This window comes from Aquirufa sp. ROCK2-A2, assembly GCF_054558485.1.
In genome coordinates this window covers 1-330 of the sequence record NZ_JBPXKA010000029.1, presented here as the reverse complement: position 1 = coordinate 330, position 330 = coordinate 1, and the positions used below count along the sequence as shown (strand labels likewise).

Genomic DNA, 330 nt, shown 5'->3' with positions numbered 1-330 from the left:
TAGCTCAGGTGGTTAGAGCGCTACACTGATAATGTAGAGGTCCGTGGTTCGAGTCCACGCAGGCCCACCACGCTTGGCATGCAAATGCAGCAAAGAGAGGGAACTGTGAGGAGGAGAGAGAAAAGAGAAGAGAGAAAAGAGAAGAGAGAAAAGAGAAGAGAGAGAAAAAAGTAAAACATTGAACAAACGAGTTTAATGAAAATAGAATAACAAAGAGATCCCAACATTTGGGGGATTAGCTCAGCTGGCTAGAGCACCTGCCTTGCACGCAGGGGGTCAACGGTTCGAATCCGTTATTCTCCACCAATTTTTTGAGAGAGAAAAGAGGAG

Annotated in this window: 1 tRNA gene; it reads left to right on the top strand. The window is 45.8% G+C overall.

The window, feature by feature from the left end:
• Positions 1 to 229: 229 nt before the first annotated feature.
• Positions 230 to 306, top strand: a tRNA-Ala gene (locus V7S76_RS13285).
• Positions 307 to 330 lie beyond the last annotated feature (24 nt).